The organism is Nocardia paucivorans NBRC 100373 (assembly GCF_000308675.1).
Classification (GTDB): Bacteria; Actinomycetota; Actinomycetes; order Mycobacteriales; family Mycobacteriaceae; genus Nocardia; species Nocardia paucivorans.
This window is the reverse complement of record NZ_BAGE01000038.1, coordinates 104,043-124,031: the sequence shown is the minus strand read 5'-3', so window position 1 is coordinate 124,031 and position 19,989 is coordinate 104,043. Positions and strand designations below refer to the sequence as shown.

General features: G+C 65.1%; 18 protein-coding genes and 1 riboswitch. Of the genes, 7 read left to right on the top strand and 11 right to left on the bottom strand.

Annotation, left to right across the window (positions count from 1 at the left end; translation table 11 throughout):
* Positions 1 to 287: 287 nt before the first annotated feature.
* Both ON32_RS09895 and ON32_RS28780 read left to right on the top strand, forming a co-directional pair.
* Positions 288 to 992, top strand: a complete 705-nt coding sequence (locus ON32_RS09895; RefSeq protein ID WP_157224143.1) for an IQM protein middle domain-containing protein — start codon at positions 288 to 290, stop codon at positions 990 to 992.
* 10 nt (positions 993 to 1,002) lie between these two features.
* Entirely contained in the window at positions 1,003 to 1,602 is a 600-nt protein-coding gene (locus ON32_RS28780) for a hypothetical protein (RefSeq protein WP_157224142.1), read from the top strand.
* A gap of 492 nt (positions 1,603 to 2,094) precedes the next feature.
* Here the strand turns inward: ON32_RS28780 and ON32_RS09885 are convergent, their stop codons facing one another.
* Together ON32_RS09885 and ON32_RS09880 are read right to left on the bottom strand one after the other, a co-directional pair.
* The gene (locus tag ON32_RS09885; RefSeq protein WP_040790647.1) at positions 2,095 to 2,955 is read right to left on the bottom strand and encodes a 3-hydroxyacyl-CoA dehydrogenase; all 861 of its coding nucleotides are present in this window, start codon (positions 2,953 to 2,955) and stop codon (positions 2,095 to 2,097) included.
* 195 nt (positions 2,956 to 3,150) lie between these two features.
* The gene (locus ON32_RS09880) at positions 3,151 to 5,340 is read right to left on the bottom strand and encodes a malate synthase G (RefSeq protein WP_040790526.1); all 2,190 of its coding nucleotides are present in this window, start codon (positions 5,338 to 5,340) and stop codon (positions 3,151 to 3,153) included.
* 349 nt (positions 5,341 to 5,689) lie between these two features.
* Here ON32_RS09880 and ON32_RS09875 point away from each other — a divergent pair, with 349 nt between their 5' ends.
* The 4 genes from ON32_RS09875 (at position 5,690) to ON32_RS09860 (ending at position 9,511) form a co-directional block, all read left to right on the top strand.
* Positions 5,690 to 6,577, top strand: a complete 888-nt coding sequence (locus tag ON32_RS09875; protein ID WP_040790525.1) for an ATP-grasp domain-containing protein — start codon at positions 5,690 to 5,692, stop codon at positions 6,575 to 6,577.
* A 361-nt stretch (positions 6,578 to 6,938) separates the two neighbouring features.
* On the top strand, positions 6,939 to 7,487 hold the full coding sequence (locus ON32_RS09870; RefSeq protein WP_040790524.1) for an HNH endonuclease: 549 nt from the start codon (positions 6,939 to 6,941) through the stop codon (positions 7,485 to 7,487).
* Between the two features lie 36 nt (positions 7,488 to 7,523).
* A complete protein-coding gene (locus ON32_RS09865) occupies positions 7,524 to 7,772 on the top strand; it encodes a WhiB family transcriptional regulator (RefSeq protein ID WP_040790523.1) in 249 nt (82 codons plus the stop codon).
* Positions 7,773 to 7,837: 65 nt separating this feature from the next.
* Entirely contained in the window at positions 7,838 to 9,511 is a 1,674-nt protein-coding gene (locus ON32_RS09860; RefSeq protein ID WP_040790522.1) for a VWA domain-containing protein, read from the top strand.
* Between the two features lie 557 nt (positions 9,512 to 10,068).
* On the opposite strand, the gene ON32_RS09855 is transcribed toward ON32_RS09860, so the two are convergent.
* The 9 genes from ON32_RS09855 to ON32_RS09815 form a co-directional block, all read right to left on the bottom strand.
* Positions 10,069 to 10,512 carry a PIN domain-containing protein gene (locus tag ON32_RS09855; RefSeq protein ID WP_051133067.1) on the bottom strand — a complete coding sequence of 148 codons (444 nt, stop codon included), beginning with the start codon at positions 10,510 to 10,512 and terminating at the stop codon, positions 10,069 to 10,071.
* A complete protein-coding gene (locus ON32_RS09850; protein ID WP_040790521.1) occupies positions 10,494 to 10,778 on the bottom strand; it encodes a hypothetical protein in 285 nt (94 codons plus the stop codon). The genes ON32_RS09855 and ON32_RS09850 overlap by 19 nt, the downstream gene beginning before the upstream one ends.
* Before the next feature lie 121 nt (positions 10,779 to 10,899).
* Positions 10,900 to 13,692 (bottom strand): aminomethyl-transferring glycine dehydrogenase, encoded by a 2,793-nt coding sequence (gene gcvP / locus ON32_RS09845; RefSeq protein ID WP_040790520.1) that lies wholly within the window; start codon positions 13,690 to 13,692, stop codon positions 10,900 to 10,902.
* Between the two features lie 153 nt (positions 13,693 to 13,845).
* Positions 13,846 to 13,944, bottom strand: a riboswitch (glycine riboswitch).
* Between the two features lie 93 nt (positions 13,945 to 14,037).
* A complete protein-coding gene (locus ON32_RS09840) occupies positions 14,038 to 14,616 on the bottom strand; it encodes a MerR family transcriptional regulator (RefSeq protein WP_051133094.1) in 579 nt (192 codons plus the stop codon).
* 178 nt (positions 14,617 to 14,794) lie between these two features.
* Positions 14,795 to 15,268 (bottom strand): bifunctional nuclease family protein, encoded by a 474-nt coding sequence (locus ON32_RS09835; RefSeq protein WP_040790518.1) that lies wholly within the window; start codon positions 15,266 to 15,268, stop codon positions 14,795 to 14,797.
* Between the two features lie 138 nt (positions 15,269 to 15,406).
* Positions 15,407 to 16,210, bottom strand: a complete 804-nt coding sequence (gene ftsR / locus ON32_RS09830; RefSeq protein WP_040790517.1) for a transcriptional regulator FtsR — start codon at positions 16,208 to 16,210, stop codon at positions 15,407 to 15,409.
* Between the two features lie 69 nt (positions 16,211 to 16,279).
* Positions 16,280 to 16,765, bottom strand: coding sequence for an oxoglutarate dehydrogenase inhibitor Odhl (gene odhI / locus ON32_RS09825; protein ID WP_040790516.1), 486 nt, complete (start codon positions 16,763 to 16,765; stop codon positions 16,280 to 16,282).
* A 151-nt stretch (positions 16,766 to 16,916) separates the two neighbouring features.
* The gene (gene gcvH / locus ON32_RS09820) at positions 16,917 to 17,315 is read right to left on the bottom strand and encodes a glycine cleavage system protein GcvH (protein WP_040790515.1); all 399 of its coding nucleotides are present in this window, start codon (positions 17,313 to 17,315) and stop codon (positions 16,917 to 16,919) included.
* A 98-nt stretch (positions 17,316 to 17,413) separates the two neighbouring features.
* Complete coding sequence (locus ON32_RS09815) at positions 17,414 to 18,013, bottom strand: CDP-alcohol phosphatidyltransferase family protein (RefSeq protein ID WP_040790645.1); 600 nt, start codon at positions 18,011 to 18,013, stop codon at positions 17,414 to 17,416.
* Positions 18,014 to 18,249: 236 nt separating this feature from the next.
* Between ON32_RS09815 and ON32_RS09810 the strand changes: the two genes are divergently transcribed.
* Positions 18,250 to 19,932, top strand: coding sequence for a GMC oxidoreductase (locus ON32_RS09810; protein ID WP_040790514.1), 1,683 nt, complete (start codon positions 18,250 to 18,252; stop codon positions 19,930 to 19,932).
* The last annotated feature ends 57 nt before the right edge of the window (positions 19,933 to 19,989 follow it).

Below are 19,989 nucleotides of genomic sequence, written 5' to 3'. Positions count from 1 at the left end.
CTGCTGTGGGCCCACTATCGAGTGCCACATGCACAACTCGGTCGGCGGCATACCTCGATGCTTCCGCGGGTGACACTTCCGATACGGACCTGACGCGAACGTGCCGATGTCTTCGCGTACCTCACGGCATACCCACTCGTCCACACCGGTTCGGACCATTCCGGTTCCTGTGGAAAAACCGGCCCGCGAAACGCGGGTAACGGTACGCTTCGGAGGTCGTCAGGCGAATTGTCCGAAGACGATCCACTGGCACCGTTGTTCCGTGATGTAAGGCTACCGTGAACAGTTTGACGAAACTGATGTCGGCGATCGTCTTCCGGCTCAAGACCGCGGTAAAGGGTGGGACCGAGACCGTAGCTCGCGATGTCTACATGAGCGCCGAGACACTTCATCGAGTCGGAAAAGACCATCCCGGCCTGGATTACGAACTCTCCAAGCGCTTCAGGTCGACCGCGCACAACGATATAGATCCCGATGAGGATACATTACCAGGAATCAAACCCATACAGCACAGGACTTCTCCGCCCTTTGCCACCATACCCATGCAGGAAAGATTTATAGGGGAACACGAAAAAGGCATGAGCATCTGGAATAAAAATCCAGTAAAGTACTATGACGAGAAATCGCGTCAGAGATTCCTTTTGGCAGTGCGTGACGGAAAGATCTACGACTCCGACGGCAGATTGTTCGATACTACAGGAGGTGGACTGCTCGGGGATGGAAACGCCATTTTTGTCATGGATGAACAGGGGCGGTTCTACGCATCCAAGTTCGCCAAGATCGGCGAATTCCAACACTCCAGCTTCCTTGCCGGCTCCCCTGTCGCAGCCGCAGGGACGATAAAAGTCGAGAAAGGGATAATACAGGCGATGTCGGACCGCAGCGGCCACTACGTACCGAGCGTTATGCACACGCTACAGGCCTTGGAACACCTGCGCAATCTGGGGGTGAAACTACCCATGGACAAAGTCGTTCTCTACGCATCGGAATAGGAATCCGACAGTGGATACACCATGGCCCGGCATCGTCAATGCCATTCTCTACAGAGTTCAGTTCGACAGAGCTCTCGATACAAACCTGGCGCGACGGGTCGCAATTGAGCTGGTAACCGACCCCCTCTGGTCCCTCACGGCGGAGGAGGAGTACAACGCTCTCGCATTCGGCCTGGACTCGGGATCTCCCATACCATCGGATGCCCTCACCAGTGAAAGCGAAAAGGACATAAGACTGTTCCTCTCCGAGGTTGCAGCACATATGCAGGAGCTTCGCCCTTGGCCGAAGAGGCCCTTCGATCGACTTCCAGAAAACAGACTGTCCAATTTTTTATCGGCACATCCGATAGCTCGCATAAAGGGGTCGGTAAATGACATCGAATCCTTGATGAGATGCGCATTCAGCAATGCTCCCGATTTCGGCGAATTCTTGCTGATCCGTTTGAACTCGGGTGCAGAGGTGGGTTTCCTCCATCCATATAACGCCGGGCTGGACGGAACAGTGGTGACCACCCGAGACCCCGGCGCGAAGCCGCACGAAATAGTGGCAGAACTACACGAATCAGCAAGCCTGAAAGCCGATATGTTCATCATTATGGACCAACGGTAATCAACCGCATTCACCCGCACCCACTCCCGGTGACAAGCAATTTCTCCGGCCGCAGCCCATCCGCGCCGGAACTACTGGAAACTGCACTCCGCGGGACATACGGCGATGAGCAACACTCTCACCGACACCGGTATCGCAACGGTACCGAAACCGAAGCAGGGGCCTCCCTGGTATCGACCGACGAAGGATCGGTACACATTCCAACCAGGCGCCATGTCACCGGCTCATGACGCGCCGGGAGTCCGGACACCCTGAGATGTCCGGACTCCCGGGGACGGTCGTCTACCGACTCACAGTGGCGGGAAACCGGCCGAACCGGTGACGAACCATTGCCAGAACGCGCCCAACCGATGCACGATCAAAGCAACGATATCGAGGGCGGTACTACCCATCAAACATTCCTAACGTCGGTTCCGTTTACCGCGCCCAGGCTAGGGGCCGACCACCGCCTGCGACAAGACAGGACCGAGTGCAACCGAGGAATCCGACCGATCACTCGCCGTATCGGTAGAAACCTTCCCCCGTGGCGAGGCCGAGTTTGCCCTTATCGATGTACTCGGCTTTCAACCAGTCCGCGAGGCGCCGCTCGTCCTCACCACCGTGCACGAGAATGTTGTAGGGCGTGGTCAGGCCGATGACGTCCAGGATCTGGAACGGACCGACCGGGGCGCCGGTGGCAATACGCCAAGTCTTGTCGACCGCCTCCGGTTCGGCGTAACCGCCCGCGGCGAGCGTGATCGCGGAGTTGAGAAACGGCACGAGCAGCGAGTTCAGCACGTAACCCGCTTTCTCCTTGTGCAATTCGATCGGCACCATGCCGATCCGCTCGGCGAAATCCACCACCGCCCGGAATACCTCCGGATCGGTCTGTGGTGTGCCCATCACCTCGGCGGTGTTGAACTTCCACACCTGGTTGGCGAAATGCAGTGCGAGAAATTTGTCCGGGCGACCGGTGAAGTCCTTCATGGCGCTCGGCAGCAGGGTCGACGAGTTCGTGGCGAAGATGGTGTGATTCGGCGCCAGTTCGCCGAGGCGCGTATAGATTTCGCGCTTGATGTCGAGGACCTCGGGTACCGCCTCGATCACCAGATCGGCGTCCTTCACCGCAGCAGCGAGGTCGGTGGTCGAAGCGATGCCCGATCGAGTCCGCTCGATCTCGTCGTCGGTGGCACCGGACACCTCCGCCCGATAGGCCGCGGCAAGGCGGTCGAAGCGGTCCCGCGCGGCGGCCAATGCCCGGTCATCGATGTCGTAGACGGTGACGTCGAATCCGTGGAATGCGGTCTGGAACGCGATCTGTGAACCGAGGACGCCGGTTCCGAGGACCGTCACAGAACGGATCTCGATAGCCATCGTGTTCTCCTCCCGGCGGCGGGAAGCGGCCGCCTGTCGCTGTTGTGCCGTCGCACTACCCGTGGTCGCCCAACCCAATCACATTCCGTCCGGCATGCGTCCGATACATGGGAAGCCCCGCCGTTCGTCCCCGATACGCGTGGGCGCCCCGGCCTTTCGACCGGGGCGCCCACCATCCGCTCGGATCTACCGCTGTCAGCCGTTGTTCTTGGCGGCCAATGCCTTCGCCTCGCGCCGGCGGCGGTGCAGGATCGGCTCGGTGTAGCCGTTGGGCTGCTTGGCGCCTTCCAGGATGAGGTCCTTGGCGGCCTGGAAGGCGATACTGCCCGCGAAGTCGGGCGCCATCGGCCGGTAGTTCGGATCACCGGCGTTCTGCCGGTCGACCACCGGGGCCATCCGCTCCAGGCTGGCCACCACATCGTCGGCGGTCACCACACCGTGTCGCAGCCAGTTGGCCATGAGCTGACTGGAGATGCGCAGGGTGGCGCGGTCTTCCATGAGCGCGACATCGTTGATGTCGGGCACCTTGGAGCAGCCGACGCCTTGATCGATCCAGCGCACCACATAACCCAGAATGGACTGGGAGTTGTTGTCCAGTTCCTGCTGCTTCTCCTCGTCGGTCCAGTTCGGATCGGCGGCCAGGGGGATCTCCAGAATGTCGTCGACGGTAGCGCGGCGGCCGCCCTTGGCGATCTCCTGCTGCCGCTTGAAGACATCCACCTTGTGGTAGTGGGTGGCGTGCAGGGTGGCGGCGGTGGGCGAGGGCACCCAAGCGGTGGTGGCACCGGCGGTGGGGTGACCGATCTTCTGGGTGAGCATATCCGCCATCAGGTCGGGCATGGCCCACATACCCTTGCCGATCTGCGCCTTGCCCGGCAGTCCGGTGGCCAGGCCGATATCGACGTTCCAGTCCTCGTAGGCCAGGATCCACCGCTGGGTCTTCATCTCCGCCTTGCGGATCATCGGACCCGCCTCCATGGAGGTGTGGATCTCGTCGCCGGTGCGGTCCAGGAAGCCGGTGTTGATGAACACCACGCGCTCGGATGCGGCCTCGATGCAGGCCTGGAGGTTCACCGTGGTGCGGCGCTCCTCGTCCATGATGCCGACCTTGAGGGTGTTGCGCTCGAGGCCGAGCACGTCCTCGATCCGGGCGAACAGCTCGTTGGTGAAGGCGACCTCGTCGGGGCCGTGCATCTTAGGCTTCACGATGTACACCGAGCCGGTGCGGCTGTTGCGCACCCGGGCGTTGCCGAGAAGGCTGTGCTTGGCGATCAGCGAGGTGATCAGGCCGTCCATGATGCCTTCGGGGATCTCGTTGCCCTCGGCGTCGAGAATGGCATCGGTGGTCATCAGGTGACCGACATTGCGCACGAACAGCAGCGAGCGACCGGGCAGCACCAGTTCGGAACCGTCGAGCGCGGTGTAGACACGATCGGGGTTCATGGTGCGGGTGAAGGTCTTGCCGCCCTTGGTGACCTCCTCGGCGAGGTCACCCTTCATCAGACCGAGCCAGTTGTGGTAGCAGAGCACCTTGTCCTCGGCGTCGACGGCGGCGACCGAGTCCTCGAAGTCCATGATGGTGGTGACGGCCGCTTCCAGCACCACGTCCTTGATACCGGCGTTGTCGGTCTTGCCGATCGGCGAGTCGGGATCGATCTGGATCTCGATGTGCAGACCGTTGTTCTTCAACAGCACCGCCGAAGGCGACGCCGGGTCACCGACATAGCCGACCAGCTGCGAGGCGTCGGCCAGGCCGATGGTGGTCCCGTCCTCCAGGGTCACCTCCAACTCGCCGTCGACGATGGCGTAACCCCGCGAGCCGACATGTGAGCCGGTGACGAGGGGAACCGCGTCGTCGAGGAAGTTGCGCGCCCATTCGATGACCTTGTCACCGCGCACCTTGTTGTAGCCGGTGCCCTTCTCGGCGCCGTTCTCCTCGGAGATGGCGTCGGTGCCGTAGAGCGCGTCGTACAGCGATCCCCAGCGGGCGTTGGCGGCGTTGATGGCGAACCGGGCGTTCATCACCGGCACCACCAGCTGCGGTCCGGCCGTGGCGGCGATCTCGTCGTCGACGTTGGCGGTGGTGATCTGGAAGTCGGCCGGCTCCGGACGCAGATATCCGATCTCGGTCAGGAACTTCTTGTAGGCGGCCTTGTCGTAGTTCGCGCCGGGGTTCTCGGCGTGCCACGCATCGATCTTGCCCTGGATCTCGTCGCGTTCGGCCAGCAGCGCCCGGTTGCGCGGGGCCAGATCGTTGACGATCTGCTCGACGCCGGTCCAGAACGTGGCGGAGTCCACGCCGGTACCCGGAAGTGCCTCGTTCTCGACGAACTCGTGGAGAACGCCGGCCACCTGGAGTCCACCGACCCGAATCCGCTCTGTCATCTACTGCCTCACTTCCGAAAGCCGGGTGAAAAGTCGATGCCATGTTACCGGTCGGTAGCACGCTACCGATGCACCGGGTGAGAGCGCTGCCACCCCGCACTCTACTCGGATAACGCCACCGATCGAGGTTGCCCGAGATTCGCCGCGAGGCGCGAGCCATGATCGACGATCGGCCCGACACCGCACTGCCGATGGCCTTCCCACCTCGCCCGGTGCAAATCATGGCTCGAAATTCCGAAACCGTCCCGAATCACCCGATGAAGGTAGATGAGCATGCGCGGACCTACCCGGACAATCGCTTGCGCGAATTCGGTTTTCTCCCGACGGCAGGACAGGAGATCATTTTCCGATGCCCGGTATTCTGTCGTGCGTCGATCCGCTCGATCGGCGACGAACCGACCCTCATTTCGCCGCGGAGACCGCCGTGGCGCGCGAACTCGGTGCGACCATCGGGTTGATCGACCACGATCTGCTGATGGCCGGTGATGCCGCGGCGGCGGTTCGCAATGTTCCCCGCGATATCGGGCCCGTGTGGTATCGCGGGTGGATGATCCCCTCGGCCGAGTACTCCGCCCTGGCCGACGCTCTTCTGGCCCGCGGAACATCGCTCATCACGGATGCCGCGGCCTACCGGAGCGCACATGAACTACCCGGTTGGTACGAAACGTTCGCTGCCGTGACTCCGGCGAGTCGGTGGTTGCCCACCCCGCCGGGCCGGGTACCGGACCCGGCCACCCTGTCGGATCTGGCGGCCCCGCTCGGCGACGGTGCGGGCATCGTCAAGGATTTCGTCAAATCGGCCAAGCACGCCTGGGATACCGCCTGCTACATCCCCGACCTCACCGACCCCGACTGCCTGCACCGCGTCGTGGCCGCTTTCGTCGCCGAACAGGGCCCCTATCTCACGGGTGGGATCGTGCTACGGACCTTCGAAGCCTTCGCGGCCTTCGGCACCGGCGCCCATCGAGCGGCAGAGGCACGGGTGTGGTGGCTGGACGGGGCGCCGCTGCTGGTCGGCGCGCATCCCGACACACCGGGCGAATGGTCGATACCCCCGTTGGATCACATTGCCGAATGCGTCACACGACTGGGCGCCCGCTTTCTCACCACAGATCTCGCCCGGCGCGAGGACGGTGTCTGGCGGCTGGTGGAAGTCGGTGACGGCCAGGTATCCGACCTGCCCGCCGATATCGGACCGGAGCCGCTCGTCGAAGCGCTGGTCACCGCTGCGAGTTGACCGATCCCCACACTCGTCGGCGTCACAACCGATGAAATCCCCACCCACCGAACCGATATCGGCTCGATTCCCTCGGCCGGTCACGCGGATATAGCGGCGCGAAAAATGAACTGACAAAAGCGCCTTCGGTACGCCACCATGATCACATCCGATTCGCCGCGGTGGCGAATCTACGAGCATCGAAAGGAGGAGACGCCTTTGTATCCGGTCGAATACACCGACCCGGCACGATCACTTCGCGGTTACAACGATGTCGTGCTCGGCGGCCTCCTCCCGGCGCGACAGTAACTCGCATATCCGCCTTTTCGCCCAATCACCCACCCGCGGGGGTATTCCCGCACGTCACGAACAGGGTGCTCCCATGCCTATTCTGCACTCCACCGAGCCGGTAACGCTCACCGCCGACAACTGGACACACACCCGCGTCCTGGTACTCAACGCCAGTTACGAGGCGTTGGACGAGATCACCGCCGACCGGGCCGTGACCCTGGTGGCCGGTGGAGTCGCCGAATCGGTCGTGGTGCGCCGGCCGCATTTCCCCATTCGGTCGCAGCACCTGGAGATCATGCTCCCCGAAACCATTCGGCTGGTCCGCTACGTCTACCTGGCCGCGGCGACCCCGCTGCGAGCGGACGGTCGGGCCGGACACGCCGGGGTCCTGCGCCGCGACGGCAACCGGTGCGGCTATTGCGGTGGATGGGCGCACACCGTCGACCATATTCGGCCGCGCAGCCGTGGTGGGCCCAATACCTGGGAGAACCTCATCGCCTGCTGCGCTCCCTGCAATACGGCCAAGGCCGACCGCACCCCGGAGGAGGCCGGGATGCGGTTGCTGTGGGAGCCGAAGGAGCCCGACCCCTTGGCCAAGAAACAGCGGCGCGTTTGGAAACAGCTCGCCGCGTGCCCGTGAAGACACCCGAGGCGATCCACGAAAGGAGGGATCGACATGGCCATGGAAGTACTGACCGATCTGCTGCCGATGTCGGACAGCCACGACTGGCATCGGGCCGCGTGCCGGGGCGACCCGAACCATGAGGCATGGTTTCCGTACCCGTCCCAGGACTTCGCCTATGCCCGGCAGGTGTGCGGAAGCTGCCCCATCCGTCGGGAGTGCGGTGAGTTCGCCGAGCGCACCGGCCAGTCCGGTGTCTGGGGCGGCCGGGAGTTCGACCGCGGTCGGATGATCCGCGAGTAAAGAGGGTATGGGGTCACGCGGGGTGGCCCCATACCCCCTCCCGCCCGCACTTACACTTGGCGCTCGTGGGATCCCATCGCAGCGCAACCAGTTCCAGAAGTATCAGCGCGGGGCCGGTTGTCGTCGTCGTGGCCGTGCTACTGCTGGTATCCGCGGTCTTCCTCTGGTTCCGGCTGAGCGAACGTTCCGACGAGCGGGCCGGCGTCGCCGCCGGAGAATGCGTCGAGGGGCCCGCCACCCTGGACGTCACGGTCGACCCCGAGATCGCCGCACCGGTCCGCGCCATTGCCGACCGGTACAACGCGACCGAACCGAAGGTGCGGGACCACTGCGCGAAGGTGGTGGTGACGGACCGTCCGTCGGCGGATATAGCCGCCGCGCTCGCCGCGAACGGCCCGTGGGATCCGGCGCTCGGCCCCCAGCCGGGATTGTGGATCCCCGATTCCACACGTTCGATCGAATCCGTACGGGTACCGGGCCTGATCGAGGGACAACCCGAATCCATAGCCTCCAGCCCGATCGTGCTCGCCGTTCCCGACCAACTGCGCGGCGCCCTGGAATCCGCCCAGGTCTCCTGGGTGGACCTGCCGCGTCTACAACAGGGCTCCCTGGACGAGATCGGCCTGTCCGGCTGGGGTGGGTTGAAGCTGGCGCTACCGGTCGGTGACTCCTCCCTGGCCGTGGCCGCCGCCATCGCGGGTTCTGTCTCCGGCACCGACCCGCTCACCGCCGAAGGCGCCGCATCCGGACAAGCGGTCGCCGCAGTGTCCGGGGTGGCCACCCACGCGCCCGAGTCCACCGATATCCCGGCGGCCCTGGCCGCGCTCTCCGCATCCGACCCGGCCGCGGCCTCGATACACGCGGTGCCGGTGACCGTGCGCCAACTCGACACCGCCGGCGGCGCGACCGCATTCGTACCCGCCGGCACCGCACCGATCGCAGACTATCCGGCCGCCCTGATGGCGGGTCCGTGGGTGGACAAGACCCAGAACCTGATCGCGGGCCTGTTCGCCCAGTTCCTGCGTAAACCGGAGAGCCTGCAGGAGTTCACCACCGCGGGTTTCGCCCCGCCCCCACCGAACCCGGTGCCGGTCCCGCCGCGCGCCGCCCTGGACAAACTGAGTACCACACTCGCCCACCCGGTGCTGGGCGTGAACGCCACCGTTCTGGTCGACGTATCCGCGTCGATGAGCACCGATGAGGGCTCGTCCACCCGGATGACCAATACCGTCGGCGCGCTGGCCTCCACCGTCAACGTGATGCCACCCGATTTCGGTCTCGGCGTCTGGAAGTTCGGTAAGAACCTCTCCGGCGGCGATTCCTACCAGGTGGCCGCGCAGACCGCACCACTATCCGATGCGCATCGCGGCGAGGTCATGGACGCGGTCGGCTCCGTACGCGCCGGATCCACCGAGGCCGACGAATGCTATCCCGCGCTGGTCGCGGCCTACCGGGCGGCCGTGTCCGACTATCGGGACGGCTACACCAACTCGATCCTGCTCATCACCGACGGCCCCGAGGACGACTCCGAGCTCACCGACGACGAGCTGTTGTCCGAGATCACGGATATCGGCTCGTCGGATACCCCCGTGCGGATCGACGTCCTCGTCGTCGGCGGTGCAGGCGCAGATGCCCTGCGCACCCTCACCGAACGGACCGGCGGCACGTACACCGTTCTCCCCAGCAGTAACGATCTCCAGTTCGGCACAGCGGTCGTGCAGGCACTCACCACCCCGTAGGTACAGATCGGCCGATAACGCTCGGGCAGACGGACCACCCTCTTACGACTACCCGGGCAGGAGCAATTCCTGCCGATCACACGGGATTCCGGTCGTGTGCAGTGCCGCGGGCCCGGCTCCCGGACGTACGTGGACGGTGAAACCGGGGCCGGACACCGGCTGTCACAAAGCCATATCCGCGACAACGGATTCGATGGCGTACTCGTCACCGTACAACCCCGCCACTCGCAGAACCGAGGCGGTTTTCACGGTCGGCCAGATATTCACCGAGCAGTTCACCCTCGACATCCGACACCGTTGAGGTGTGGAGGGAAGATGGTGAAGGTCGACTTCCTGCTGCCGATCCGCTGTTGACCTGCCCCCTCTGGTTCGGTCCGGGTGGACCGAACACCGGGGTCCTGTCAGCGGCTCATACCCTTGACTCTCACGCGCCGCGGCCAGGTGTGCGGCTCCGATCATCGGGCACCGGCTCATAGCCGACCGCGAGGTTTCGGGCCAGGCCGGCCCGATCATGAACCCGGCGCGCCAGGCAACCCATCCCATGGAGAGCTGCGCTCTCAAAGAGACACAACTCGAACCTCGAGCCCACACAACGCACCCATGTCCTCGGGATCGCCGGTGAGCATGACGACCGGCGGAGGCTGTCTCAGAGCCATCTCCGCAACAACGGAATCGATGACGTACCTGTGACCGTGCAACCCCGCTGCTCGCAGCAGAGCCGACGCGGCTTTCGCGGTCGATTCGTCGATGGGCTCGATGCGAATCGCGGAGAGCAACCAGGACAGGCGTGCCCGATCCGTTTTCCGATGTGTTGCTTCGATTATGGTCAGCGCGCTGATCACCATCTCCATTCCGCATGCGCGCGCTTCCGCGACCAGCGCGACGGTGCGGGGGCAGTCGTCGACGAGCCGGGACAATCCCTCGCAGTCGAGTACCAGCGTGCCGTGGTGGGGTGGAGATGAGCGACGAGGGGTGTGGGGGTTCAGCCTGCCGTGGGCCATTGCCCCGTCTCGCCGAGGACGGTATCGAAGATTTCCCGGGCCCGCTGTCGCTCACCGGCGGGTACAGGACCGTTGCGGCGCTCGTAATCGGCCAGATACTCGTCGAGCAGCAGTCCACGTAACTCGCGTTCGACAGCCGAGGCCACGAACGAGGAGAACTCGCGTTTCCCCGCCCGCCGGCGAACGGCCTCGGCCGTGCCTTCGGGCAGCGACAAGCTGACCCTTGTGGCCGGGCCTTCCCCGATACCGTACTCGGGCTCACCCATACCGAATAAATTATCGAATGAAGTAGGAATCACCACGTCGATCGCCGACGCTTTCCCTACTCGATATCTCACCGCACCGATCGAGGGCAGCGCTTCCGACCGAGTTCCGTCGGATAACCGCTCAGTCGGTGTAGGCGTCCAGGGGCGGGCAGGTGCAGACCAGATTGCGGTCGCCGAAAGCGCCATCGATGCGCCGGACCGCGGGCCACACCTTGGCCCGGGTGTGCGCGATACCACGCGGATAGACGGCGACCTCCCGGCTGTACGGATGATCCCACTCCCCCACCAGACAGGCCGCGGTGTGTGGGGCCCCGCGCAGCGGATTGTCCTCGACCGGCCACACCCCGGCGCCGACCTGATCGATCTCCCGTCTGATGGCGATCATGGCCTCGACGAATTCGTCCAGTTCGGCCAGGTTCTCGCTCTCGGTGGGTTCCACCATGAGGGTTCCGGCGACCGGAAAGCTCATGGTGGGCGCGTGGAAACCGTAGTCGGCCAGGCGTTTGGCAATATCGTCGACGGTGACACCGGTTTCCTTGGTGATTCCGCGCAGATCCAGGATGCACTCGTGCGCGACCATGCCGTTCTCGCCGGTATAGAGCACCGGGTAGTACTCGTTCAGGCGGCGCGCCAGGTAGTTGGCCGAGGCGATGGCCGTGAGGGTGGCCCGACGCAGACCATCCGCACCCATCATTCGGATATACGCCCAGGTGATGGGCAGGATCGACGCCGACCCGTACCGGGCCGCCGACACGGCGTGCGAATCGGTTTCCAACGGGTCGCCGGGCAGATACCGCGCCAGATGCGCGCGCACCGCCACCGGACCGACTCCCGGTCCGCCACCACCGTGCGGGATGCAGAACGTCTTGTGCAGGTTCAGATGGCTCACATCGCCGCCGAACCGGCCGGGTCGGGCCAGGCCGACCAGGGCGTTGAGGTTGGCGCCGTCGACGTACACCTGTCCGCCGGCATCGTGCACCAGTGCGCACAGCTCGGCGATCTCGTGCTCGTACACCCCGTGGGTGGACGGATAGGTGATCATGATGCAGGCCAGCCGTTCGGCATGGTCGGCGATTTTGGCGCGCAGATCGTCGAGGTCCACATCGCCGTTCGGACGGCATCTCACCACTTCCACCCGCAGACCGGCCATGGCCGCGGACGCGGCGTTGGTGCCGTGTGCGCTGGACGGAATCAGACAGGTGTCGCGGTGGGCATCACCTCGGTCCAGGTGATAGCGGCGGATCGCCAGCAGACCCGCGTATTCGCCCTGGCTACCCGCGTTCGGTTGCAGACTCACCGAGTCGTAACCGGTGATATCGGCCAGCCAGGTCTCCAGATCGGCGATGATCCGCAGCAGACCGGGCGCGTTCTCGACCGGCGCGTACGGGTGCAGTCGAGTGAAGCCCGGCCAGGTGATCGGCTCCATCTCCGCGGTGGCGTTGAGTTTCATGGTGCAGGAGCCGAGCGGGATCATACTGCGGTCCAGGGCGATGTCCTTGTCGGACAGTTCTCGCAGGTAGCGCAGCATGGCGGTTTCGGTGCGGTAGCGGGTGAACGCCGGATGAGTGAGGAATTCGGAGGTGCGGTTCTCGATATCGGCGCGGACCGGTTCGGCGGGCGCGACCCCGAACGCATCCAGCACGGCGGCGATATGGGCGTCGGTGGTGGCCTCGTCGCAGGCCACCGCGACATGGTCGGCGTCCACCACGCGCAGGGTGATACCACGTGCGGCGGCCTTGGCGACCACCTCCTCGGCCTGTCCGGGAACGCGGGCGGTGACGGTGTCGAAGTAGGTGTCGTGGACCAGGGCCGTGCCGAGGGCCGCTGCGATCCGTTCGGCGTGGCCGTGCACCCGACGCGCGATCGATCGCAGGCCGTCGGCGCCGTGGTAGCAGGCGTACATGGCGGCCACAATGGCGAGCAGCACCTGGGCGGTGCAGATGTTCGAGGTGGCCTTCTCTCGCCGGATGTGCTGTTCTCGGGTCTGTAGGGCCAACCGGTAGGCGGGGGTGCCGTCGGCGTCTTTGGAGACGCCGACCAGGCGGCCCGGTAACTGGCGGGCGTGGGCGCTGCGCACCGACAGATATCCGGCGTGAGGGCCGCCGAAGCCCATGGGCACCCCGAATCGTTGGGTGGTTCCGAAGCAGACGTCGGCGCCCTGCTCGCCCGGCGGGGTGATGAGGGTCAGCGCCAACAGGTCCGCCCCGACCGCCACCAGTGCGCCGCGGTCGTGTGCGGCGGCGATGAGCGGCGCCCAGTCCACCACCCGACCGGACGCCCCCGGTACCTGCACGATCACCCCGAAGAACTCCCCGTCGGGCAACTGCCCCGAGGCGAGGTCCGCCTCGACGATCTCGATCCCCAACGGCTCGGCCCGGGTGTGCAATACGGTGCGGGTCTGGGGGAACAGGTCGCCATCGATCACCAACCGCGCCGCGCCCTTGCGGTTGACCCGCCGCAACAGCGTCATGGCCTCTGCGGCGGCGGTCGCCTCGTCCAACATGGACGCGTTCGCCACGTCCATACCGGTGAGATCGGTGATCATGGTCTGGAAATTGAGCAGCGCCTCCAGCCGGCCCTGGCTGATCTCCGGCTGATACGGGGTGTAGGCGGTGTACCAGGCGGGGTTCTCCAGCAGATTCCGCACCAGCACCGGCGGGGTGAGGGTGTCGTAGTAGCCCAACCCGATCATGGAGGTGGTCACGGTATTGGCGGCGGCGAGTTCGGCCAGTTCCGCCAATACCTCGTGTTCGCTCACGGCGAGTGGTAGTGCGGAGATCGCATCGTCCCGGATACCCGTCGGCAATGCGGCCGCCGCCAGTTCCTCCGGGGATCCGACCCCGATGGTCTCGAGCATTCGGGACAGCTCGTGGTCATCCGGTCCGATATGGCGGTCGGCAAAGGTTCGGGTCACGATCTCACTCCAGGGTGGGCGGGCCGATGGGTCTCGGCGGTATCCGGCCCTCCCCCTCTGTCGTGGCGCCTGAGAGATTCGGGGCCCGACCACGGCGACAGGTCCCTTTCCCCATGGGCGGGCGGCTCGAGGCCACCGCTTTCCAGAGACGTCGGATACCGCACGGTCCTTGGTGCCTGAGAGATTGACGGGGAGGTGTTGCTCCTTCGGCGTCCGAGCCTGGATGACCCGGAACTCTCCCGCACGGATACGACGCGGTATCAGTCTAGGACGGCGCGGAGGGCCGACGAACCTGCGACTCGTGTGGGGCGCGCCACTTCGGTCGGTGTGATCACCGGGTGGTTGCTATCCGGTTTTGCGGTTCATGCGCGCTCGCCGGCGATAGGACAGCTCATCCTCGGGCCGATCGTCGATTTCGGTGGCGCGTTCGGCGGGAAAAGCCGCGATGGCGCCGGTGAGTTCCCGCATCGCCCCACTGACGGCGATTCCGAAAACACCCTGCCCGCCCTGCAGTAAATCGACCACCTCCTCGGGGGAGGTGCATTCGTAGACGGAGGTGCCGTCGGAGAACAGGGTGATACCGGCCAAATCCTGGACACCGCGGCTGCGCAGATGGTCGACGGCGATACGGATGTTCTGCAGGGAGATTCCGGCGTCGAGCAATCGCTTCACGATTTTCAGGACCAGTATGTCCTTGAAGGAATACAGCCGCTGGCTGCCCGACCCGGTCGCGCTGCGAATGGACGGTACGACGAGTCCGGTGCGGGCCCAATAATCGAGTTGTCGATAGGTGATCCCGGCGACCTGACAAGCGGTTGGCACCCGGTATCCGACCAGGTCGTCGGGGACGGAATCGTCGGGGAACAGGCCTGGCTGGATCTCGTAGCGTTCGGCCGGAATGTCATCCGACCACACATTCTGCATGTTCTCTGCCACTGACCACTCCCTTGCTCCGCCGATACTTGGCTCTTCGATACCGGCCCAGCGCCAACTATCGAGGCTACTCCTGTTCATTCTCTCGGGAGTCGATCGCCGTACCAAACGCGACGCGCGGTAATAGTCTCAACCTCTAGTTCAGATCCAGAGATTATTCCGGGACTGTTCAGCTGTCGGTCGCCTTGAAATCGTCCGGCGATACCGACTCGAGGAACTCCTTGAACTTCTCCACCTCGTCCTCGCGCTCGTCCGGCATGACCAGACCGGCCTCCTCGAGCACCGGCTCCTCGGCGTATATCGGACAACCGACCCGCAAGGCGATCGCCACCGAGTCGGACGGCCGGGCCGAGATCCGCAGATCGTTCTCGAATACCAGGTCGGCGTAGAACGTGCCCTCCTGCAAATCCACGATGCGCACCTCTTTGAGCGTATGCCCGAGGTCGGCGATCAGGATTTTGATCAGATCGTGGGTGAGCGGTCGGATCGGGGTGACCCCCTCCTGCTCCAACACGATGGCGGTGGCCTCGGCCTGCCCGATCCAGATCGGCAGATAACGTTCTCCGCTCACCTCCCGGAGCAGCAGTACGGGCTGGTTTTGTGGCTGTTCGACACGGATGCCGATCACGCGCATTTCGCTCATCGCACTGCCTCCCATAATCGCGGCCGCTCGTTCTCACCCTACCGAGCTCGCCGTACCACGAGTCTAGGCGAATTCCCGGTCTCGCCGCGATTGCTTCGCCCCCCGAGAAACACCGAGGTGCCGGTTCCCTCGGCCGACTCAGCCACCGAGGGAATCGCGCACCGACGCCCGCACCAGGGCGGCATGCAAGGTCAGTGACAACCCCGCCAGCTCGCGCACCGTTTCTTCCGCACGCGCCTGCGCGCCGGCGTTACGGCTCTTGGCAATGGGAGCCGCGATCTGCGCGATCAAGGAAGCCTCTCGGTCGGCGGCCAGTTTGAACGCGCGCAGGTGCCGCGCTTCCAGGCCGAACTCGGACAGCGCGCGCGCCGTTGCGGCCAAGGTCACATCGTCGGTATCGAAGAATCCGCCCGGCCCCGGGGTGATGAGGTTGGCGCGGATCAGTTCGGTGAGGAAATTGTCGTCGACATCCGCCCGCTCGAGCAGATCGGCCCGAGTGAGGCGGACCTCGCGATCGAAGTGGAGCTCATCCGGGGATGTCTCCCCGTCCACCACACCCAACAGGCGTGGCATCCGAGATCGGCCCGACCGGCCGTCGTCCCCCGCCGCCGGCCCGGCCTGGAAGCGAGCGGTATGTGCTCGGGCACGGGCCTCCCGCACACCGAGCGTCGCCGCACCGCTATCGATCGCCTCCAACTGCTCCTTGATCACCTTCAGCGGCAGGTACTGGTCGCGCTGGGCGGTGAGGATGAAGCGCAGACGTTCGTAGTCGGCCACCGAGAACCGGCGGTACCCGGACGGGGTCCGTTCCGGGTGGATCAGGCCCTCCGATTCCAGGAATCGGATCTTGGAGATGGTGATATCCGGGAAGTCCGGGCGCAGCAGGTCGAGCACGGAGCCGATCGACATACCCCCGTGCGCCCACTGTGCCGCGCCCGTCATGACATCCAGTCTTTCATGTGCCCGCGCCGATGCCGGTTATTTATCGGCGCACCGTCCCGGAACTTCCTCTCACAGGCTTCCCGCGCCGGCCGCGGAGTCGCTGGTCTGCGCCCGCGGGCCGGTCAGGAAGACCAGCCGGAACTTTCCGATCTGTACCTCGTCGCCGTTCTGCAGCTCCGAGGAATCCACCGGCTCCCGGTTGACGTAGGTGCCGTTGAGGCTGCCCACGTCGACCACCTGGAAGGAATTCTCGTCCTGTCGGAACTCGGCGTGGCGGCGGCTGACGGTGACATCGTCGAGGAAGATATCGCTGTCGGGATGCCGGCCCGCCGACGTGGTCGGCTGATCCAGCAGGAACCGTGAACCCGCATTCGGGCCGCGCTTGACGACCAACAGCGCCGCCCCGACCGGGAGGCCCTCGACACCCTGCACCGGCTGTTCGCCGGCCGGCTCTCCGGAGCGCGACGCCTCGACCTCGTTCAGGAAATCCGCGCGGAAGACCGACGTCGTCTCGGCCGCGGTCTCCCCGTATCCCGGGTCTTTGTTCTCGCTCACCGTTTCTCTCCTCCTCGAACCTGATAACCATGCGGGCAGGTACCGCATCGCGACTCGCGTCGCGGTCTTGCGAAATCCGCGCGGCACTGTCGTTGGCATTGACCGTACCCTGCCGGGGCGCACCCGTGCAGGGAGAACTTCGAAGGCGGGATCAGTCCCCGATAACTCCTTGATAACCTGCGGCATCCAGTAGTCCATCGAGTTCCGCATCCAGTGCCGCTGCGTCGCCGGCCATGAGCTCGAACAACCACCCCTCGCCGTAGGGGTCGCTGTTCAGCAGCTCCGCGGTGCTGTCCAAATCCTCGTTCACCGCAACGACTTCCCCGCTCACGGGAGCGTAGATGTCGGAAACGCTCTTGGTCGATTCGACTTCGGCGATGCTGTCTCCCGCGGTGACCCGGAGACCGATTTCCGGCAACTGCACGAACACGACATCACCGAGCTGCGACTGGGCGTAGTCGGTGATACCGACCCGTACGTTGGTCGGATCGGTCCGGAGCACCCACTCGTGTTCCTCGGTGTAGCTCAAATCCTGCGGGATCTGGGTCACGTGGTGTCCTTTCGTCGTGCACGATGACCGCAACTCTATGCGAGCCTCCGTCACCCGTCCGCTTCGACGCCCGGCGAGGCGGCCTTTTTCGCGGTCTGCTATGTCGATCCGCGATCAGCGGTCCGGCGTGGCGCCGGCGGTATCGCCCGGGCCACCGCGACGGCCTTGCCGGTGTAGAGCAGACCGGTCCATACGTACACCGCGGTGCCCCAGATCAGCAGCGCACCACCGAACGCCCGACCGAATCCGGCGCCCACCCAATCCATCTGCCCGGCCAGTAGCCAGGGAAGTGCCGACATGAGCGCGAAGGTGGCGGCCTTGCCCAGATAGATCACCTCGGGCGGATCCAGGTCGCGGCGCCGGTAGACCGACAGGGTCAGGGCGAGCACCGCGTCCCGGCCGATCAGCAGGGCGGCCGCCCACCACGGGATCAGTCCGCGCACCACGAAGGCGGCCAGGGTCGTCACCAGATACAGCCGGTCGACGAACGGATCCAGCAGGGCCCCCAGTCGGGAGGACTGGTCCAGCAGTCGGGCGAGTTTGCCGTCCAGGAAGTCGGTGGCCCCGCTCAGGACCAGCAGGATGAGCGCCCATCCGTCGGCGTGTTCCACCAGAAGCAGCCACAGGAACACCGGCACACCGACCAGTCGCAGCACGCTCAGCACGTTCGGCACGGTCAGCAGCCGGTCGGACAGGATCCGTTCGACGGATCCGCCGGAATTCTCGGATGCCGCGGCGCCGGAATCGCCGGCTCCCGATTCGCTCGTCACACGCCGTGCATACCCCACCCCGCCGAGGCGCCGCCGGCCCACCCCCTCTTCACCCCCGATTCGTCTCGCACGACGGGACCTCGGATGTGTTCCTACCCACCACGAACCGGATGAAAGAATGAATGTGAAATCATCTCACCTATCCGGAAGGTGAGAGGAACTTCATGTCCGCATTCGACTACGACGTAGTAGTGATCGGCTCCGGTTTCGGCGGCAGCGTCAGCGCACTGCGACTGACCGAGAAGGGATACCGGGTCGGGGTCCTCGAGGCGGGCCGACGTTGGGAAGCCGAAGACCTGCCGCGCAGCAATTGGAATCTGCGCAAATCCATCTGGGCCCCTCGCCTCGGTCTGATCGGCCCCCAACGGGTCAGTGTGCTCGGCACCTGCGCGGTCTTCTCCGGGGCCGGGGTGGGCGGCGGTTCACTCATCTACGGCAACACCCTCTACGAGCCGCTGCCGGGCTTCTACACCGACCGTCAGTGGGCCCACATCACCGATTGGCGGGACGAGCTGGCGCCCTACTACGACCAGGCCCAGCGAATGTTGGGCGTGGCGACGAATCCGCGGCTGACCCCCGCCGACTCCGTGATCCGCGAGGTCGCCGAGGACCTCGACGTCGGGGACACCTTCCACCCGACCGAGGTCGGTGTTTTCTTCAACGAGGACGAACCGGGCACCGAGGTCGACGACCCCTACTTCGGCGGTGTCGGTCCGCGCCGGCGCGGGTGTATCCACTGCGCGCGCTGCCTCACCGGCTGCCCACACCGCGCCAAGAACACCACCACCACGAACTATCTGTACCTGGCCGAACAGGCCGGGGCCACGGTGCATCCGCTCACCGAGGCGACGGCCGTGCGACCACTCCCGGACGGCGGCTACGCCATCGATACCCGACGCCCGGACCGCTGGGTGCGCCGACAGCGACGCACCTTCACCGCCGAACAAGTGGTGTTCGCCGGGGCGGCGCTGGGCACTCAGAAACTGTTGCACAGGATGCGCAACAGCAAGACGTTGCCCCACATCTCCCCGCGTCTCGGGGAACTCACCCGCAGCAACTCCGAGGCAATCCTCGTCGCGGCGAGCCGTAACCGCCGTGATTTCGCGGAGGGAATCGCGATCACCTCCTCCATCCACCCGGAGAAGGACACCCACATCGAGGTGTGTCATTACGGCAAGGGGCAGAACGCACTGTTTCCGCTGTCGGCCCCCATGATCGACGGCGGGCCGTTCCGCTTCCTGCGCTTCCTGCTGGCGATCCTGCTGCATCCGTTGGTGTTCCTGCGCAGTCTCAACGCCCGACACGCCTCGGAACGAGCGGTGATCCTGTTGGTGATGCAATCGCTGGACAATTCGCTCACCTCGTTCCTGCGACGCGGCCGGTTGAAGACCCGACAGGGCACAGGCGAACCGAACCCCACCTGGATTCCGCTGGCCCACGATGTGACCCGCCGGTTCGCGGAAAAGGTCGACGGCGACACCCTCGGTCTGTACACGGACGTGTTCAATATCCCGGCGACCGCCCACTACATCGGCGGTTGCGTGATCGGTGACAGTCCGGAAACGGGTGTCATCGATCCCTATCAGCGGGTCTACGGTCATCCGGGACTGCATATCGCCGATGGTTCGGCCGTCACCGCCAACCTCGGGGTGAATCCCTCGCTGACCATCACCGCCCAGGCGGAACGGGCGATGGCGTTCTGGCCGAACAAGGGCGAACCGGACCCCCGCCCGGAGCTCGGCGCCCCGTATCGACGCATTCGACCGGTGGCTCCGGTGAACCCGGTGGTACCGGCGGCGGCCCCGGGCGCACTGCGGCTGCCGATCACCCCGGTCGACTCGCACTGAGCCCCGCTCACGCTCCCGGTGCGGATACCACGTCGGGAGCACGAGGGAGCGGCGGAC

What these genes read in the sequence shown, in the direction of transcription:
- ON32_RS09885 (WP_040790647.1), bottom strand. Translation starts at nt 2,955, where the DNA reads ATGGCTATCGAGATCCGTTCTGTGACGGTCCTCGGAACCGGCGTCCTC.
- ON32_RS09880 (WP_040790526.1), bottom strand. Translation starts at nt 5,340, where the DNA reads ATGACAGAGCGGATTCGGGTCGGTGGACTCCAGGTGGCCGGCGTTCTC.
- ON32_RS09875 (WP_040790525.1), top strand. Translation starts at nt 5,690, where the DNA reads ATGCCCGGTATTCTGTCGTGCGTCGATCCGCTCGATCGGCGACGAACC.
- ON32_RS09870 (WP_040790524.1), top strand. Translation starts at nt 6,939, where the DNA reads ATGCCTATTCTGCACTCCACCGAGCCGGTAACGCTCACCGCCGACAAC.
- ON32_RS09865 (WP_040790523.1), top strand. Translation starts at nt 7,524, where the DNA reads ATGGCCATGGAAGTACTGACCGATCTGCTGCCGATGTCGGACAGCCAC.
- ON32_RS09855 (WP_051133067.1), bottom strand. Translation starts at nt 10,512, where the DNA reads ATGGCCCACGGCAGGCTGAACCCCCACACCCCTCGTCGCTCATCTCCA.
- ON32_RS09850 (WP_040790521.1), bottom strand. Translation starts at nt 10,778, where the DNA reads ATGGGTGAGCCCGAGTACGGTATCGGGGAAGGCCCGGCCACAAGGGTC.
- ON32_RS09840 (WP_051133094.1), bottom strand. Translation starts at nt 14,616, where the DNA reads ATGCAGAATGTGTGGTCGGATGACATTCCGGCCGAACGCTACGAGATC.
- ON32_RS09835 (WP_040790518.1), bottom strand. Translation starts at nt 15,268, where the DNA reads ATGAGCGAAATGCGCGTGATCGGCATCCGTGTCGAACAGCCACAAAAC.
- ftsR (WP_040790517.1), bottom strand. Translation starts at nt 16,210, where the DNA reads ATGACGGGCGCGGCACAGTGGGCGCACGGGGGTATGTCGATCGGCTCC.
- ON32_RS09810 (WP_040790514.1), top strand. Translation starts at nt 18,250, where the DNA reads ATGTCCGCATTCGACTACGACGTAGTAGTGATCGGCTCCGGTTTCGGC.